The sequence below is a fragment of the Rhizobium sp. BK376 genome, assembly GCF_004341625.1.
Lineage (GTDB): Bacteria > Pseudomonadota > Alphaproteobacteria > Rhizobiales > Rhizobiaceae > Rhizobium.
The window spans coordinates 466,298-480,660 of record NZ_SLZG01000002.1 but is presented as its reverse complement, the minus strand read 5'-3'; the positions used below and the strand labels follow the sequence as shown (position 1 = coordinate 480,660).

Here is a 14,363-nt window from a genome sequence, read left to right as displayed (position 1 = left end):
CTAGAAGCAGATGGCGAAGGAAATAGGTGATTTGCATGACAGATTAACGACCTGAGACGGTCTCACATTCACGTTTTGCGTGAAGCAACAGCAATGTGGTTCTTCAAGGTAAATGTTTCAGGCAGATATATCAGAGGTAGAATGCGAAATGCCTCATAAACAGCCGCTGCCGCTAATTGATGCGCAAGTCCGAAGCTGACCTTGAAGCCGCCGGTAAGCGCGATCAACGACGGATGCTCCGGGTGGGCGCCGACCATAGGATCGCGATCGATCGCCTTCGGCCGAAGCCCGGCCCAGCGCTCAACCACTTCGGCGCCGCCGAGCGAAGGGACAAGGCTGCGGGCAGAAGTCAAAAGGTCGTCCAACCGTTCGTCGGTCGACAAGGGATCGTCGAAACGATCCTCGCTGGTGCTGCCGACCGCGACGTGGCCGCCCTCATGCGCGACGACATAGAGCCCGTCGCGAAAGATGACAGGCATGCCGGGGTCGACATCCGCCTTGAGCAAGGCAGCCTGCCCCTTCACCGGCTGGCCGAGCGGTGATTGCAGCGCCGTTGTCATCCCATCCAACATCGGAAAGGACCGATGGCCGGCGGAGAGAATACAGCGGTCAAACCGGATTTCGCCCTGGCGTGTCGATGCGATCCCGCGGTCGGGATCGAGGCCGTCGATCGCCAGTCCCTCGATGATGCGAACATGCCGAGCCCCACGCAGAAATGCGGCCAGAGCGGCCACGAGCGATCTCGGCGCGACGCGGGCAGCCAGCGTGTCTTGGACGAAGCCGCTGGCTCCGGCGGTGGGATCGATCCAATCATCGACCGGCGGTGCGTCAAGCACGTGCCACCGGAATTCGCGACCGTCATGGCGCCAGTTGTTCACGGCATCCTGCTCATGACGCAAAGCGATCGTGCGCAGATGCGGCTTCGGCAGCGGAATGAGCCGACCGGAACGGCGATAGCCGGCGGAAAGCCCTGTTTCCGCCTCGATCCGAGCGATCTCGGTCTCCAGAGCGACCAGCGCCTCCAGCTGAAACTGTTTCTTGTCCGACCAGCGATCCGGCATATGGGGCATCAGTGCGCCAAGCACGCCACCGCTCGCGCCCTGCCCGAGATATCCCGCATCGACCAGAAGCGTGCCGACGCCCAGCTGCTCGGCATGAACCGCAGCCCAGAGCCCCATGATACCGCCACCGACGATCAGGAGATCGGCAGACGATTGACCGGCGGGCCGTGCAGGATTATCGGCTTTCCCCATGACAGATCCAGTTTCCGATCAGATGCCGAAGCAGGAGGGCAATTCCGCTGCCCTCGAATGGCGAGACGGCGATATGCCCTATTCGACGGCCTTTGGCGATCACTTTTATTGCCAGACCGACGGCCGGCTCGAGTGCGGCCACGTCTTCCTCGACGGCAACGGCCTGCCCGCCCGCTGGCAAGAACAGGCCACCTTCCTTATCGGCGAACTCGGCTTCGGCACCGCGCTGAATTTCTGCGAGACATGGCGGCAATGGAAGCTGAACCGCAGCGCCGGCGCAGAGCTGCATTTCATGTCCTTCGAGCTTTACCCGATGCAGGCCGAGGAAATCGATCGCGCCCTGTCGCGCTGGCCGGAAATCGATTCGGAGCGCAAGGCTCTCGTTGCGATGTGGCCAAAGGACCCCAAGGATACGGTTGAGCTGCGTCTCGATGAGCAGACTCGTCTGAGCGTCGTCTGCGGCCCTGCGCTGGAGGGTGTGCGCAACGCCGCGCCGGGCTTCGATGCCTGGTATCTCGACGGGTTTGCGCCGTCGCGCAACAGCGACATGTGGTCGCCCGAATTACTGCAGCTTGTGCACGACAGGTCGGCGCCTGGCGGCACCTTTGCGACCTACGCAGCAGCCGGCTTCGTCCGCCGCAGTCTTCAGGCCGCCGGCTTTACCGTGGAACGACGCAAGGGCTTCGCCGGCAAGCGGGAAATGCTTTGCGGCGTAAAAGGCCGGATCACACCCCGGTTTCGCTGACCTTGCCCAGGCGATCGCCAAGCCAGCGCCGTACCTTGCCTTCGAGCAGTTCGGGGCTGATCGGCTTCGACATGTAGTCGTCCATTCCAGCCTCCAGGCACATGTCGCGATCGGCGTCGAGCGCATGCGCAGTCACGCCGATGATCGGCGTGTGCCAGTCACGGCCGGCCTCTGCCTCCAGGCGGCGGATGGCGCGCGTGGCCTGATGGCCATTCATGACAGGCATCGAAACGTCCATCATGATCAGTGCCGGCTGCAGCTGTTTCCAGGCATCGACCGCTTCCTCGCCGTTCGCGACGACCAGAAAGCGCAGGTCGGTCGCCTGCAGGATCTGGGTGAATACGATCTGGTTGACCTCATTGTCCTCGGCGACCAGCACATCGATGGCATTGACCGGCCGCAACGGCAGCGATTGTTCGACAGCGCCGATCGCCACGACTGCATCCTGCACGGCTTCGCGCACACGCGGCTGACGCCCCGCACGGACTACCTCGACGATCGTATTGCGCAGCACATTACCACGAACGGGCTTCATGAGGTGGGCCTGACCGCTTGCCGCTGCGAATTCCTTCTCGCTGGCCGCCACGTCCATCGAAGTCAAAAAGATCAGTGACACACCGTCGTGTCTGTGGTCGCTGCGGATAACCTTCGCGACCTCGGCCCCGTTCATAACAGGCATATGATAATCGAGGATGACGGCATCGACCGGAAGCTCCATCTCGGCGGCAGCATTGAGAATTGCCAGTCCTGTATCGCCGTCCTCGGCGGCGAAGCTGTCGAAGCCCCACATCTCGAGCTGTTCGCTCAGAATGCGACGATTGATCTCGTTGTCGTCTATGACGAGAATACGCGCACCCTTGACATTGACCGGTACCTGCTTGACCTCGTTTCGGGTCCCCGCAACAGGTAGCGGCAGATGCACGGTGAAGGCGGAACCCCTGCCCCATTCGCTCTCGACCTCGATATACCCGCCGAAGAGATCGACCAGACCCGCCGTAATCGCCAGTCCGAGACCAGTACCTTCATGACGGCGCGTCGAGGATGAATCGACCTGAGAGAATTTCTCGAAAATGGAATCGACCTTGTCTTCGGGAATGCCGATGCCGGTATCCTCGACACGCAAAGTCAGCATGACTTCGCCGTTCTCGACCACGTTGTAGCCGATATCGACAAGAACATGCCCGCGCTCGGTAAACTTGATGGCGTTGCCGACGAGATTGGTGACGATCTGCCGAAACCGGCCGGCATCTCCAAGCAGCGCGGGCGGCATGGATGGAGACGCGTGCACCAGAAGCTCGATGTTTTTTTCCGCCGCCGGCGACGACAGCAGCGTCGCAACATCTTCCACGGCCTCGATAGGATCGAAGGCAACCTTGCGAAGGCCCATCTGCCCGGCATCGATCTTGGAGAAATCGAGTATGTCGTTGATGATCGTGAGCAGCGCGTTGCCCGACTTCACGATGACATCGATGAATGTCTTCTGCCGCGCATCCAGATTAGTCTTGGCAAGTAACTCGGCCATGCCGAGCACACCGTTCATCGGCGTGCGGATCTCGTGGCTCATATTGGCGAGGAATTCCGACTTGGCGCGATCGGCGGTCTCGCTGCGGGCCAGAAGCCGCTGCAATTCCGCCTCGCGCTCTTTTAGGTCCGTCACGTCGGAGAGGACGATGACCCATCGATCGCCTTCGCTGAAGGATGCATCGAGCTGTATCCAGTTTTCGCCGGCCACGCGAAAGACCGTTGAAAACGGGCGGTGGGCCTTCAGGTCTTCGGCCCAAAGCAAACGCTGCTGCTCCGGATCGTCGCCAAAATCGCCGCGTGCCGCACAATATTCGAAGGCGGCGCGCCAGCTCTGGCCGGCAGAAAAAAGCTCAGGTGGGACGCGCAGCATGTCCGGCAAGGTATCGTTGCTGAGAAGGATATTACCGTCCTGCGCAATGAGAAGCCCCTGCGACATGGCATGGGTCGTGTCCTTCATCAGCTCCCCGAGCATTTCGAGCGCGTTGCGAGCCTTGGTTATCTCGCGCTCCTGCTCGCGAACGAAGGAAATATCCGCATAGGAGAGCAGCAGCCGATCGCCGGAGATGCGCCGAAAATCCAAAATGACGGTCTTGCCGTCCTCGAAGGTCAGCTCGGATCTGCTGTGGGCGCCCGCGGACCGGAACGCCTGCAGGCGGTCCTGGTATATTTCATCGAGGCTGCGACCGTCATTGCCGTATCGGCCGAGTTCCTTGTGCTTGGCAACGAGGTCGCGCAACGGCTTGCCGAGCAATGGCTCGTCTTTCGGAAAATCCCAGATGTCGTAGAGCGCGTCGTTCGCATACTCGACCTTGAAATCCGCATCCATGATCATCACGCCGGCAGGCATGGCCATCAGGATGTGTTCCAGATCCTGGTGAAGCGCTTCGGTCCGCGCCTGCTCCTGGATGAGCTGCTTCTCCCTGAGCTTCAACGCGGAGATATCGATCATCGAACCGACGGCGTAGCTCCGCTTGTCCGAGGTCGTAACGCGGTTGACGCGGGTGATGATCGGATGCGTGACGAGCCGCGAATCGACGACCTCGCCCTCGAATTCGAACATGCGCCCCTCTTCCAGGACCTGTTCGTTCTCGGCAAAAAAGTCTTCCGCACCGGTATCGAACATCTGGCGCTCGGTTTTCCCGAGCACTTCGTCGCGCGAGAAACCGGTCATGCTGGCATAGGCCTCGTTCGCATAGAACAGCTTGTGATCGGAATCGCGCACGAAAGCCGCCACCGGCAGGTCTTCCAGAATTGTCAGATAGAGCTCGGTCTCGTCGATATGCTTGCGCAGCAGGATTTCCTGCTGCTTGAATTCGGTGACATCGATCCGCAGGCCGATGAGGAGGCCGTTCGATAGACGTCGGTTGATGCTGCGCATCCAGCGGCCGTTAAGCCGCCGCTCTACGACATCCTGATATGGCTGAGTATATTCGGTAACGCGACGTCCGACCCAGCTCTCACGGTCCATTCTGGCGGCAGCGATCTGCTCCGGATAATGCTCCACGTAGGAATCGAAAATCTTCTCGCAAATCTGGCGTATGGTAAGGCCGGTGGGTTCGGTGCCAATGATCGGATCGTAAAACTCGCGCCACGGACCGTTGGCGTGGATCAGCACGTTCTGTTCGTTATAGATGCAGAAGCCTACATCCATCAGATCGAATGCGTTTCCGGCAAGAAGCGAGTGAAAATCCTGCTCGGTGTTCGAAGGGCTGATGGCATCGGCTGTCGACGCCTGGGATGATTCCTTCCCAGCGGATGCATCTTCGACCTGTTGGCGAAAAGCGGCGTTGGCAATGATCGCGCGCCCGTCATCTGCAAAAATGCCGACAGGATGAGGCGCATTTTCAAGGAGCTCCTGGACGCGCTGAAGATCGCTGACCGCGTCCTCGGCCAATCTTTTCGCGGCCATCGCCGGCGTCTCGGTCCGTTCCGGCGGAGCATCCATAAGCATCCCGAAGACATAGGCCCGCTCTTCGGTCGGACGGAAACTTTCGATCTGCATTCGGAAGGCATTTCGAGCAGCGGGGTCGAAACGGATCGCCACCTCTTCGCTGCCGAAGACAAGCGCGCGCCGCTCCTTGTCTTCCCGATCATGCTCATCGGCCGAATCAAAAAGATCACGACTGCGCTGACCGATGAAGTCGGAAACATCCCTCTGGAAAAAGCGCGCATAGGCCTTGTTGACGGCGACATAGCGAAGATCGCTGTTTTTGACATAGGCCGGCTGTTCCAGATCGGCGATCCGGCGACAGGCGATCTCCAGCAATTCTCCCCGCTCAGTCAACAAAGGCTCTTTCTTCTGCGTCGTAAAACCGTGCCGGCTATCCAAACTAATCCCCCCAACGCTAACAAGTCGTTAACCATAATTCCGACAACAGGCAACGTCGCGTCCAGACAACAGACTATCCCAGAACGGTCACGCCTTCGTCGCAAACGGCAAGAGCATCGATCGCCGAACTCTGCCAAAAATCACGTTCGAACCCCAAGCGGACCGGGAACAATGAGCGACATTACAAAGACAGGCTTGCACGAGACTGAAACCGCCACCATCCCGGCAGAGCGGCGGCGGCGCACCGGTGGGCGCGGCGCCGAACGCAGCCGCAAGTCGAGCGGCTCAAAATACCTCAATCTCGTCAACAATCTGGCCCGCACGGAAATCCTCTCGGCGGATGCGCTGGAAGATATCCACAACGCGTCGCTGACCGTTCTCGAAGAAATTGGCATGGACGTCATCCTGCCGGAGGCACGCGAGCGGATGAAGGCAGCCGGCGCCGACGTGACGCCGGGCACCGAGCGCGTGCGCTTCGATCGCGCCATGATCACAGAGCTGATATCGACGGTCCCGTCAACCTTCACGCTGCATGCGCGCAATCCGCAGCGCAATGTCCAGATCGGCGGCAAGAACCTCGTCTTCGCCCAGGTCGCATCCGCGCCCTTCGTCTCGGACCGCGAAGGCGGACGCCGGGCCGGCAACCAGGAAGATTTCCGCAAGCTGATCAAGCTTGCCCAATCCTATGATGTCGTCCACCTGACGGGCGGCTATCCGGTCGAGCCGATCGACATCCACGCCTCGGTGCGCCACCTCGACTGCCTCTCGGATATCGTCAAGCTGACGGACAAGGCCTTCCATTGTTATTCGCTTGGAAAGCAGCGCAATCTCGACGCTATCGAGATCGCCCGCATCGGCCGTGGCATCACGATGGAGCAGATGGAGGCCGAACCCTCCCTCTTTACCGTCATCAATTCCTCCTCACCGCTGCGCCTTGATGGACCGATGCTGCAGGGCATTATCGAAATGTCCTCGCGCAATCAGGTGGTCATCATGACGCCGTTCACGCTGGCGGGCGCCATGGCGCCTGTAACCATCGCCGGCGCGCTAGTGCAGCAGAATGCCGAAGCGCTCTGCGGCATCGCCTTTACCCAGATGGTGCGCAAGGGCGCGCCGGTCATGTATGGCGGCTTCACCTCCAACGTCGACATGAAGACGGGCGCGCCCGCCTTCGGTACGCCGGAATACATGAAGGCCGTCGTCGCCGGCGGCCAGCTCGCCCGCCGCTACGGCTTCCCCTACCGCACATCGAACACCAATGCCTCGAACACGATCGACGCGCAGTCGGCCTATGAATCGACTCTGTCGCTCTGGGCGCTGACGCAGGGCGGCGGCAATTTCGTGCTGCATTCGGCAGGCTGGACCGAAGGCGGCTTGACTGCGTCCTTCGAGAAATTCATCCTTGATGTCGATCTTCTGCAGATGGTCGCGGAATTCCTGAAGCCGCTCGACGTCAGCCCGGAGGCGTTGGCACTTGACGCCGTGCGCGACGTCGGTCCCGGCGGCCATTATTTCGGCACGCAGCACACGCTCGACCGCTACGAGACAGCCTTCTATTCGCCCATCCTCTCGGACTGGCGCAACTTCGAGACCTGGACCGAAGCGGGACGGCCGACGACTTACGACCATGCCAACCGGGTCTTCAAGGAAACGCTGGCCGCCTACGAGCGTCCGCCTATCGATCCCGCCGTTGAGGAAGAGCTCGACGCCTTCGTCGCCAAGCGTAAGGCGGAGGGCGGTGTGCCGACCGATTTCTAGAGTAAAATCAGCAGCTTTCGCCGGAAACATGAACAAAATTTAATCGCCTGCCCCCAACCTCGCCACGACATTGCCGCGTTTCGCACGGAATTTGTTAGCGGCTTAACATAAGCCTATTTGAGGAAAGGGAATTTCATGTCCGTGCTTCGTTCTGTAACGGCGGCAGGTCTGATAGCGCTGACACTTGGCGGTGTCGCGCTTACCTCTGCCGAAACCGCCAATGCCCGTCCTTACGGGGCAGCCGTCGTCGGCGGCCTTGCAGGCGGCATCATCGGTGGCGCGCTCGCCGCGCAAGCCGTTGCGCCCGCCTATCCGGCCTACCCCGCATATTATGCTTATCCGCCCGCCTATGCCTACCCGGTCTATTACCGCGGCCACTGCTGGTGGACCTGGGAACGCGATCGTTGGGGCCACCGCCACCACATCCGCGTTTGCCGCTGATCGGCTCTGAGCTTATTCGAGAGCGCCGCCGTTTTCGGCGGCGCTTTTTTTGTGCCCAGCCTCTTGGCTCGCATCATGCCGCTGGCAATGGAGCGATATTTCGATTTTGGCCGGAAGGTGGTGTTTGCTTTCAGGAACCCCGACCTATCTCCTAGAATTACCTAGGAGAAAAAAGTGGTTGAAGCGTTGAATATTAAGGCACGAACAGGCGTTGGGGGTCTCGACGATGTACTATCTGGCGGCTTGACACGTCGTCACGTATTCCTTCTCGAAGGTTCACCGGGAACTGGCAAAACCACGATCGCCTTGCAATTCCTCCTTGAAGGTGCCGCGCTGGGCGAGCGCTGCCTTTATATCAGTCTTTCGGAAAGCGAAGATGAGTTGCGTGATAGCGCGCACTCACACGGAATGGAATTTGGCGACACGATCGAGATTTTCGAACTCGTTCCTCCCGAAAGCCTGCTTGACGCCGATCAACAGCAAAGTCTGCTCTATTCGTCGGACCTTGAGCTGGGCGAGACGACAAAGCTTATCTTCGAAGCGTTCGAGCGGCTGAAACCACATAGGGTTGTGATCGACAGTCTTTCGGAGATCAGGTTGCTTGCTCAAAGCTCGCTGCGATATCGGCGCCAGATTCTGGCGCTCAAGCACTTCTTTTCGCGGTCGGATGCAACCGTCCTGCTTCTCGATGACATGACCTCCGACACCCTCGATAAGACGGTCCACAGTGTCGTTCACGGCGTTATTCATCTTGAGCAGCTGGCTCCGGACTATGGTTCGGAGCGGCGGCGACTGCGCGTCATCAAATACCGCGGTCAGCCCTTTCGCGGCGGCTATCACGATTTCATCATCAAGACGGGCGGAGTAGCCGTATTCCCGCGTCTGCGTGCCATAGAACATCGAAGTGGCTTTGAACGAACGACGCTGCAAAGCGGCATCAAGGAGTTCGATGACCTTCTCGGTGGCGGGATCGAACGCGGTTCAAGCACGCTTTTGATTGGTCCGGCGGGGACGGGCAAAAGCCTCTTTGCACTGCAGTTTGTCGATGCCACGATCAAACGAGGCGAGAAGGCCGCCGTTTTTATCTTCGATGAGGAATTGGGACTACTATTTTCGCGGACCAAATCCATGGGTCTCGACTTGCAAAGGATGCACGACGATGGCCTGATCCACATTGAGCAATTGGACGCAGCGGAGCTCTCCCCCGGAGAATTCGCTCAGCGTGTCAGGGATCGGGTCGCGAGCTTTGACGCAAAGACAGTCGTGATCGACAGTATCAACGGCTACCAGGCGTCCATGCCGGAGGAAAATGCTCTAATCCTTCACATGCATGAACTGCTGCAATATCTTAATCGGCAGGGGGTGAACACGTTCCTGACAGTGGCCCAGCACGGCCTTGTCGGAGATATGAAATCGCCGGTCGACGTGACTTATCTCGCAGACACAGTGATATTGCTCCGCTATTTCGAAGCTCTGGGCAAAGTCCGCAGGGCCGTGTCCGTAATCAAGAAGCGTACCGGCAGGCACGAGGAAACCATACGCGAATTCCGGATAACCGATGTTGGGCTCAGCTTGGGCGACCCCCTTTCGGGCTTTCAAGGCGTGCTGCGCGGAGTACCGACATTCATAGGAGAAACGCAGGCAATGCTTTCCCCGTCAGACGAGGATGGCGATCATTTCTAACAGAGACGCGATTGGCTTGATCCTAGCTCCCTTGGGGCGCGACGCGCAGATTGCATCGTCGTTGCTTCAGGAGGCAGGCATGGGATCGAAAATAGTGCCCGATCTCGCCGGATTTGTCGCCGCACTGAACGACGACATCGCATTTGCCATAATCACGGAAGAGGCGGTGCGTTCGGCGGATTTGCGCGCAATCTCGATATGGATCGAAGCACAGCCAAGCTGGTCCGACCTGCCGTTCATTACTTTGACAAATCGCGGCGGAGGCCCCGAGCGAAACCCCGCCGCCGCCCGGCTTTCAGAAGTGCTGGGCAATGTCAGCTTTATCGAAAGGCCGTTTCATGCGACCACGTTTGTCAGCGTTGCCCGTTCGGCGTTGCGTGGGCGGCGTCGGCAGTACGAGGCACGGCTCCGTATCGAAGCTTTGGATGAGGGAGAACGGCGCCTTCAGACAGCGATCGAAGCCGGGCGGCTCGGCGCATGGGAACTCGATCTTGCAACCAACGTTCTGACCACTTCGAACGTCTGCAAACAGGTCTTCGGTCGGGGACCTGACGATCATCTCACCTACCACGACCTTCTGGATAGCATTCATCCAGATGATCTGGAGCGAATGCAAGAAGCGGTAAGGGCCACTCTTGAAACCGGCACTGACTATTCCATCGCATACAGAACAATTTGGAGCGATGGATCCGTGCATTGGGCCGAAATCCATGCTCAGCTCTATAGGGATCGCTTGGGCAAAGCGATCAAGCTGGTAGGTGTTTCTGCAGACATTACTGCGCGTGTCGAAGCAGAAGAGCAGCAGCGACAGCTAAACGAGATACTGGAGGAAAGAGTCGCTGAGCGCACCCGCGAATTGAAGCAAGCTCACGCCGTCGTAATGGCGGAAATCTCCCAGCGCGAACGTGCGGAAGAGCAGCTTCGCCAAGCACAGAAAATGGAAGCGATTGGTCAGCTCACGGGGGGAGTGGCTCATGACTTCAATAACCTCTTGATGGCCGTTCTGAGCAATCTCGAGCTACTTCGGAAATATGTGGGAGACGACAACAAGGCGACGCGATTGATTGAAGGTGCGTTGCAAGGAGCGAGGCGCGGCGCCTCCCTGACGCAAAGGCTGCTCGCATTTGCCCGTCGGCAGGATTTGCATGTCGCGCCGGTCGATCTTTGTGCGCTGGTGCGCGGAATGGAAGATTTTCTGAAACGGTCGGTCGGCTCCACCATACTCATCGAAATGGCGGTTCCGGACCATCTCCCTCCGGTTTCGGCAGACGCCAATCAGGTCGAGCTGGCGCTTCTCAATCTGGCCGTCAATGCCCGTGACGCGATGCCTGATGGGGGGGCCATCAGGATTGAGCTGAAAGAGGCGGAGCAGCATTCGACAACGGAGGAACTCGCCGCGGGCCACTATGTCGTCCTTTCCGTTGCCGACCAGGGGCATGGGATGAGCAAGGAGACGCTTCAAAAGGCGATCGAGCCATTCTTCTCAACCAAGGAGCTTGGCAAGGGGACCGGGCTCGGGCTCTCGATGATCCATGGACTTGCCCTGCAGCTGAATGGTGACCTGAAGTTGGAGAGCACGGTCGGCAAAGGAACGACGGCAGAACTCTGGATCCCCGTTTCGACAACAGCCGTCACCGAAGCGGAACAGCGAGAGACGGCGCCGAGCAGCAGGCGGGAAACATCAGGACCAAAGCGGATACTGTTGGTCGACGATGATCTGTTGATCGCGATGAGCTCCGCGGACATGCTGGTCGATCTCGGACATGAGGTGGTCGAGGCACATTCCGGACAGGAAGCGCTCGAGTACCTCGGCAGCGAAATGGACTTCGACCTGATGATCACGGACTATTCGATGCCCGGCATGACCGGTGGCGAGCTTGCCAAGGCGGCACGCGAAATTGCGCCCCATCTGCCTGTCCTCATCGCATCGGGCTATGCCGAACTGCCACCCGGCGTGGACCTCGACGTCTCAAGGCTTGCCAAGCCCTATACGCAGGAACAGCTGGCCGTCGAGATCGGCAAGGTCGTCGCGGCCGCTTAGCGATAGCCGGTGTTCGCTTCCCGAGCCGAGATGTCTTAGTCCGCCCGGAAATCGCAAGCAGGAGTCCAGACCATGCCCGAACAGGCCGAGAGCGAAGAAGCCAAAATCGAGGCCCTTCTCGAGGGCTGGGCGGATGCCGTTCGCCGACACGATATCTCTGCCATTCTGGCGCAGCATGAGCAGGACGCAGCATGAGCAGGACATGGTGATGTTCGACGTGCCACCGCCGCTTCAAAGCAGAGGCATGGAAGCCTACGCGCAGACTTGGGAGCTGTTTTTCCGCTACCACAAGCCCAATACACCTTTTGACTTCCGGGAACTCGCCATTACCGCGGGCTCGGACGTTGCCTTCGCGGTTGCCGTCATGTGGTGCGGACCGGACTCGTCCAGCAATCCCGTCGACAAGGACGGTTTTCTGTTTCGGCTAACTGTAGGCCTGCGCAAGGTCGGCGGTCACTGGCGCATCGCACACGAGCATCACTCCGTGCCCGCTACCGATTGAGGCAGCGGGTGGTGACTACCATCCTCAATCCGGCAGTCTCTCTGTCGCTGCAATACCCATATCCAGCCTTTTCGCAGTTGCACACTTGACTTTGCCGGCGAATAAGACCAAATGCAGACCAGCTTTCACCTTCCGGCCGCCGCGTGAGCGAGCCCTGCGAGACAAGAAAATCGCAAGAGAAGGACAAAAGCGCTTTTGAAATGAGACTGCCGCCCTTTGGCAGTCGGACGCGCTGGAAGCTTTTTCCAACTTACAAGTTCCCACTTCACGCGGGGTTCTTGACGCCAGAATGAAACCGGACCGCGTGGTGCGACCCGGCTATTCGTCTTGGCGCCCCGAAAGGTATTGAATTGACCAATTTTGAATCGCTTGGCGTTTCCAAGCCGGTTGTGGCGACCCTCTTCCAGCTCGGCATCGAAACCCCGACGCCGATCCAGGAACAGGCCATCCCTCTCCTCCTCGAAGGCCGCGATCTGATCGGCCTCGCTCAAACGGGCACCGGCAAGACCGCTGCGTTCGGCCTGCCGCTGATCGAAAAGCTGATGAAGGACGAGCGCCGTCCTGACAACCGCACGACCCGGACGCTGATCCTGGCGCCGACCCGCGAGCTGGTGAACCAGATCGCCACCAACCTGAAGAACTTCATCCGCAAGTCGCCGCTGCGCATCAACGTCGTCGTCGGCGGCGTGTCGATCAACAAGCAGCAGCTGCAGCTTGAAAAGGGCACCGACATCCTCGTCGCGACGCCCGGCCGTCTGCTCGACCTCATCAACCGTCGCGCCATCTCGCTCGGCAACGTTCGTTATCTCGTCCTCGACGAAGCCGACCAGATGCTCGACCTCGGCTTCGTCCATGACCTGCGCAAGATCGCCAAGCTGGTTCCGGCCCGCCGCCAGACGATGCTGTTTTCGGCGACCATGCCGAAGTCGATCGCAGACCTGGCCGCCGACTTCCTGACCGATCCGGTCAAGGTGGAAGTTACGCCACCCGGCAAGGCTGCCGACAAGATCGAGCAGTATGTCCACTTCACCGGCGGCAAGAACGACAAGACCGACCTTCTCAAGAAGTCGCTGACAGCAAATCCTGACGGCCGCGCCATCGTCTTCCTGCGCACCAAGCATGGCGCCGAGAAGCTGATGAAGCATCTCGAAACGGTCGGCTATTCGGTTGCCTCCATCCACGGCAACAAGAGCCAGGGCCAGCGCGAACGCGCCCTCAAGGCTTTCCGTGACGGCGAGATCAAGACGCTGATCGCCACCGACGTCGCTGCCCGCGGCATCGACATCCCGGCTGTCAGCCATGTCTACAACTACGACCTGCCGGAAGTTCCCGACGCCTACGTCCATCGCATCGGCCGCACCGCCCGCGCCGGCCGCGAAGGCATCGCCATCGCCTTCTGCGCGCCCGACGAAGCACGCCTGCTGCGTGACATCGAACGGCTGATGAATATCGAGATCACCGTTGCCAGTGGCGAGCCGCCGGCAAACATGAGCGCCGGCCCGCGCCGCGCCAACAACCGCAACCGCGGCGGCGAAGGCCGTAGCGAAAACCGTGGCGGCGAACAGCGGCCCAGTCAGCGCCAGGAGCGTCGTCCGCGCCGCGAAGGCGAGCGTGCCGAAGGCCGTCCGCATGGCGAAGGTCGTGGTCATGGCGAAGCCCGGGCTCATGGCGAAGAGCGCCGCGAGCGCCCTGCCCGCGATGCCCGTCCGCAGCGCGAACCCCGTCGCAACGAGGACTTCCGCGGCCAGCGCCGTGGCGAGGCCGCTCCGCAGGGTCCAGACAACGATCTCGCTTCGACGTCGGATTTCCGCCCGGCCGCCAAGCCGCATCGCAATGGTCCGGCCAACGCAAACGGTGGCGCCAACCATGACGGCGCCCATCGCGGCCAGCGTCATTCGCATGGCCGTCCGTCCGGTCGTCATGGCGAAGAGCGCAGCCAGGGCCAGAACCATGGCGGCGGCGAACGTCAAGACGGCAATGGCGGCATGAAGCGCCGCGGCCCCCGCAACGGCGGTGGCGGCCAGCGCCGCGAACGCGCCTGATCTTGAAAAGACGGGCCGGACGAAAATCCGGCCCTTTGCTTTTTG

At 60.1% G+C, this 14,363-nt stretch carries 10 protein-coding genes; 8 read left to right on the top strand and 2 right to left on the bottom strand.

Going from position 1 to position 14,363, the window contains the following annotated elements; all coding sequences use genetic code 11:
* Window positions 1-68: 68 nt before the first annotated feature.
* Window positions 69-1,253, bottom strand: a complete 1,185-nt coding sequence (locus EV561_RS06845) for an FAD-binding oxidoreductase (protein ID WP_132518981.1) — start codon at window positions 1,251-1,253, stop codon at window positions 69-71.
* Between EV561_RS06845 and mnmD the strand changes: the two genes are divergently transcribed.
* Entirely contained in the window at window positions 1,252-1,998 is a 747-nt protein-coding gene (gene mnmD, locus EV561_RS06840) for a tRNA (5-methylaminomethyl-2-thiouridine)(34)-methyltransferase MnmD (RefSeq protein WP_132518978.1), read from the top strand. The two genes, EV561_RS06845 and mnmD, sit on opposite strands and share 2 nt — an antisense overlap.
* On the opposite strand, the gene EV561_RS06835 is transcribed toward mnmD, so the two are convergent.
* The gene (locus EV561_RS06835; RefSeq protein WP_245512600.1) at window positions 1,979-5,806 is read right to left on the bottom strand and encodes a response regulator; all 3,828 of its coding nucleotides are present in this window, start codon (window positions 5,804-5,806) and stop codon (window positions 1,979-1,981) included. The genes mnmD and EV561_RS06835 overlap by 20 nt on opposite strands.
* Before the next feature lie 216 nt (window positions 5,807-6,022).
* On the opposite strand from EV561_RS06835, the gene EV561_RS06825 reads away from it, so the two are divergent.
* The 7 genes from EV561_RS06825 (at window position 6,023) to EV561_RS06800 (ending at window position 14,318) form a co-directional block, all read left to right on the top strand.
* The gene (locus tag EV561_RS06825; RefSeq protein ID WP_132518975.1) at window positions 6,023-7,609 is read left to right on the top strand and encodes a trimethylamine methyltransferase family protein; all 1,587 of its coding nucleotides are present in this window, start codon (window positions 6,023-6,025) and stop codon (window positions 7,607-7,609) included.
* 135 nt (window positions 7,610-7,744) lie between these two features.
* The gene (locus tag EV561_RS06820; RefSeq protein WP_132518972.1) at window positions 7,745-8,050 is read left to right on the top strand and encodes a hypothetical protein; all 306 of its coding nucleotides are present in this window, start codon (window positions 7,745-7,747) and stop codon (window positions 8,048-8,050) included.
* Between the two features lie 174 nt (window positions 8,051-8,224).
* Window positions 8,225-9,733 (top strand): ATPase domain-containing protein, encoded by a 1,509-nt coding sequence (locus EV561_RS06815; RefSeq protein ID WP_132518969.1) that lies wholly within the window; start codon window positions 8,225-8,227, stop codon window positions 9,731-9,733.
* Window positions 9,717-11,774, top strand: a complete 2,058-nt coding sequence (locus EV561_RS06810; RefSeq protein ID WP_132518966.1) for a hybrid sensor histidine kinase/response regulator — start codon at window positions 9,717-9,719, stop codon at window positions 11,772-11,774. The genes EV561_RS06815 and EV561_RS06810 overlap by 17 nt, the downstream gene beginning before the upstream one ends.
* Window positions 11,775-11,846: 72 nt before the next feature.
* Window positions 11,847-11,969 carry a hypothetical protein gene (locus EV561_RS38390; RefSeq protein WP_281024708.1) on the top strand — a complete coding sequence of 41 codons (123 nt, stop codon included), beginning with the start codon at window positions 11,847-11,849 and terminating at the stop codon, window positions 11,967-11,969.
* Entirely contained in the window at window positions 11,950-12,276 is a 327-nt protein-coding gene (locus EV561_RS06805) for a nuclear transport factor 2 family protein (protein ID WP_207910498.1), read from the top strand. The genes EV561_RS38390 and EV561_RS06805 overlap by 20 nt, the downstream gene beginning before the upstream one ends.
* A gap of 350 nt (window positions 12,277-12,626) precedes the next feature.
* Complete coding sequence (locus EV561_RS06800) at window positions 12,627-14,318, top strand: DEAD/DEAH box helicase (RefSeq protein WP_207910497.1); 1,692 nt, start codon at window positions 12,627-12,629, stop codon at window positions 14,316-14,318.
* The last annotated feature ends 45 nt before the right edge of the window (window positions 14,319-14,363 follow it).

Coding starts and splice junctions, on each gene's coding strand:
- mnmD (WP_132518978.1), top strand. CDS start 1,252: ATGACAGATCCAGTTTCCGATCAGATGCCGAAGCAGGAGGGCAATTCC.
- EV561_RS06845 (WP_132518981.1), bottom strand. CDS start 1,253: ATGGGGAAAGCCGATAATCCTGCACGGCCCGCCGGTCAATCGTCTGCC.
- EV561_RS06825 (WP_132518975.1), top strand. CDS start 6,023: ATGAGCGACATTACAAAGACAGGCTTGCACGAGACTGAAACCGCCACC.
- EV561_RS06820 (WP_132518972.1), top strand. CDS start 7,745: ATGTCCGTGCTTCGTTCTGTAACGGCGGCAGGTCTGATAGCGCTGACA.
- EV561_RS06810 (WP_132518966.1), top strand. CDS start 9,717: ATGGCGATCATTTCTAACAGAGACGCGATTGGCTTGATCCTAGCTCCC.
- EV561_RS38390 (WP_281024708.1), top strand. CDS start 11,847: ATGCCCGAACAGGCCGAGAGCGAAGAAGCCAAAATCGAGGCCCTTCTC.
- EV561_RS06805 (WP_207910498.1), top strand. CDS start 11,950: ATGAGCAGGACGCAGCATGAGCAGGACATGGTGATGTTCGACGTGCCA.